The organism is Sphaerospermopsis sp. LEGE 00249, from assembly GCF_014299995.1.
Taxonomy (GTDB): domain Bacteria; phylum Cyanobacteriota; class Cyanobacteriia; order Cyanobacteriales; family Nostocaceae; genus Sphaerospermopsis; species Sphaerospermopsis kisseleviana.
Genome location: NZ_JACJUZ010000149.1, coordinates 1 through 3,234, shown reverse-complemented (window position 1 = coordinate 3,234; position 3,234 = coordinate 1). Strand labels below are relative to the sequence as shown.

The following is a 3,234-nucleotide window of genomic DNA, read 5'->3' as shown; positions in this document are numbered from 1 at the left end:
TCCCCAGTCCCCAGTCCCTATCCTTGCTTCGACAACAACTTACCCACAGTGCGATTTTCTGGGGTAAAAGTTGCCTGAGCTACCCGTTGAATATCCGCAGGTGTAACTTTAGCAATATCATCCAATTGTTTAAATAAATTGCGCCAAGAGCCGGTTTTGACTTCATATTCCAATAATTGCTGCCCCATGCCCATATTAGAATCTAAACTGCGTAATAAACCCGCTCTAGCTTGAGTTTTCACCCGCTGTAATTCTGTTGCTGATACAGGTTCTGTTTTCAATTTTTCAATTTCTTTACCGAGAGCGATCGCCAATTCATCAACTGTATGTCCTGGTGCTGTCAGGGCATAAAATAACATTAAATTCCCATATTTATCACCAGGAAAACCACTCAGACCTTGAGCAGCTAAAGCTAACCGTTGTTTTTCAATCAAAGACTTATAAAGTCTGGAAGTGCGTCCATCACTTAATAAACTGGCCATAATGTCATAAACTGCATTATCAGGATCAGTGATAGAGGGACGGTGATAACCTTCAAAATACCAAGGTTGAGAAGATAACTCTACAGTAATTTCTCTGGGTTCATTTTGTTTCGGTTCTAAAGGAATTTTTGCCTGTGCTTTAGGTTTAGACTGATAACGTCCAAAGTAAATTTTGGCTAATCTTTTCACCTCATCCGGGTTAACATCACCGACAACAGCAATGGTTAAATTACTGGGAACATAATAATTATCAAAAAATTGTTTGACATTTGCTGGTGAAAGATTACGGATATCTTCGTCATAACCTATTACTGGTCTTCTGTAGGGATGGACCTTAAAAGCAGTATCCATAAATTTTTCTACCATGAAACCGACGGGAGAATTTTCTACACGCATCCGTCGTTCTTCTAAAATTACATCTCTTTCTTTATAAAACTCCCGAAAAACAGGTTCTAAAAATCGCTCTGACTCCAAAGACATCCACAGTTCTAACTTATTAGCGGGAAAACTGTAAAAATAACGAGTAGCTTCACTAGAAGTAGTAGCATTTAAACCTACACCTCCCGCTTGCTCAACAATTTTACCCATTTCGTTTTGCTTAACCAACTTCTGAGCCTGATTTTCTAATGATTTAAACTCAGTTTGTAGCTTTGCTAAGTCTTCTGTTTTATTTTGAGCTTTGGCGGTTCTAATTTGCTGATCTAATTGTTCTAACTGGTTTAATAATGGTTTTTCGGCTTGATAGTCTGTTGTACCAATGCGTTTTGTACCTTTAAAAGCCAAATGCTCTAAAAAATGCGCTACTCCTGTTTGTCCATCAGGTTCATCTATACCACCAACATCAGCATAGGTGACAAAGGAAACTACAGGGGCTTGATGTCGTTCTAAAACTATGAATTTCAGCCCATTATCGAGGGTAAATTCTGTTAACTCCTTCACCACCCGATCTAAATAAGGTTGAATGGAAGTTTGCTGGGGTTGCAATGCTAAAGCTGCTGGGGGAGTGAAACTCACACCAAATATCAGCACCACTAAAGCAACTGCCAACAGACGACTGATAACATTGGAGAATGGAGACTTTTTCGTTTTATCCTTTAACCAATCCAAAATTCCAAATCTAAAATCCCAAATCGACTGTTTCATAGCAAAAATTAAAGTAAATTTACACTTCTTGAGAATTAGGTTAATTAGCAAACAGAGAGTTAATCTTATATTAAGCTTTCTGCGCTTTTTGGATTTGATGTTAGACAATATTGCTACAAGTCGTGTTCCTGAGATATAGCAATAACTACTATGCGAGTTTTTCATTCTCTCCCTCCCTCAGAAGCTCAAACCCGTGATCGCATTCTTCAGGCGGCACAGCGGTTATTTGCATCTCAGGGATTTGATGGTACTACAACCCGTGATTTAGCACAGGCCGCAGGTGTGGCTGAGGGTACGCTCTTTCGTCATTTTGCCAATAAAAAGGCAATTTTGGTAGAGGTGGCGACAAATGGCTGGGTGGAAATTCTCACAGATTTGTTGACAGAATTGAGTGAAATGGGTAGTTATAAAGCTGTAGCCCAGGTAATGCGCCGTAGAATGTGGAATATGCGGAAAAATGTGGACATGATGCGAGTTTGTTTCATGGAAGTGCAGTTTCATCAAGATTTGCGCGATCGCATTCAAACCGAAGTCATTGATAAAATGACAGATGTGGCAGAAGCATTTTTTCAAACGGCAATGGATAAAGGAATCTATCGCCAGATGGATGCTAAATTAGTGGCTAAAGTGTTTTTGGGAATGTTTGCGATCGCAGGTTTTTCTGATAATACCCTCATCGAACCCAACGCATCACCCCAAGAAATGCAACAGATGGCTGAAGGTTTGGCTGATATTTTCTTAAATGGTGTGTTAATTAAAGAGTAGATGACAGGTGACAGGTGACAGGTGACAGGTGACAGGTGACAGGTGACAGGTGACAGGTGACAGGTGACAAGTGACAGGTGACAGGTGACAGTAAAAAGGGAATAGGAAATAGGGAATAATTATTTACCAATTACCAATTACCAATTACCAATTACCTTTGCTTGCTGACTCCATTGTTGCACCAATTCCACAGCCGGACATAAATCACGTCGTTGAAAAGTTGCTACTTGCAAACGCATAATTTGCTGATGTAATTTATGGCTAGGAATTTCCGCCAATTGCACAACAGAAATGACACCCGCATGAAGCAATAAACCACAATATTGAGTACCCACACTGGGAAGACGTGCCAGATCCGCTAAAGCCACCCATTTATGAACATATTGAAGATTGACTTGTAATTTACTTGCTAATGCAAGTTTAGCTGCTGGTGTTTTCCCTTGTTTAACTAAATCCAGTGTAGTTTTAATATCACAACTTTGCAATTTTAAAAGTTCCTCTGGACTTAATCCTGGTAAATTTTCCATCGGCCAGTCACAAGGTTTGAAGACACTTTTATTACTTTTAATCTTTATCTGTTTAGTAGTCATTGGGTAATTGGTAATTGGTAATTGGTAATTGGTAATTGGTAATTGGTAATTGGTAATTGGTAATTGGTAATTGGTAATTGGTAATTGGTAATTGGTAATTGGTGATAATTGATATTTGATAGTTAATTAGGAAATATAAAATTGATTACCCAGTCACCAGTCACCAGTCACCAGTCACCAGTCACCAGTCACCAGTCCCCAGTCACCAGTCCCCAGTCACCAGTCACCAGTCACCAGTCCCCAGTCCCCAGTCA

At 39.6% G+C, this 3,234-nt stretch carries 3 protein-coding genes; 1 reads left to right on the top strand and 2 read right to left on the bottom strand.

Translation table 11 applies throughout. The annotated features are described in order from the left end of the window. Positions 1–17 precede the first annotated feature (17 nt). Positions 18–1,625, bottom strand: coding sequence for a pitrilysin family protein (locus H5968_RS24770; protein ID WP_187042055.1), 1,608 nt, complete (start codon positions 1,623–1,625; stop codon positions 18–20). A 150-nt stretch (positions 1,626–1,775) separates the two neighbouring features. Here H5968_RS24770 and H5968_RS24765 point away from each other — a divergent pair, with 150 nt between their 5' ends. Continuing rightward, the gene (locus H5968_RS24765) at positions 1,776–2,390 is read left to right on the top strand and encodes a TetR/AcrR family transcriptional regulator (protein WP_096569944.1); all 615 of its coding nucleotides are present in this window, start codon (positions 1,776–1,778) and stop codon (positions 2,388–2,390) included. A 137-nt stretch (positions 2,391–2,527) separates the two neighbouring features. Here H5968_RS24765 and H5968_RS24760 read toward each other — a convergent pair whose 3' ends face one another. Next, on the bottom strand, positions 2,528–2,980 hold the full coding sequence (locus tag H5968_RS24760; protein ID WP_187042056.1) for a DUF4332 domain-containing protein: 453 nt from the start codon (positions 2,978–2,980) through the stop codon (positions 2,528–2,530). Between the last annotated feature and the right edge of the window lie 254 nt (positions 2,981–3,234).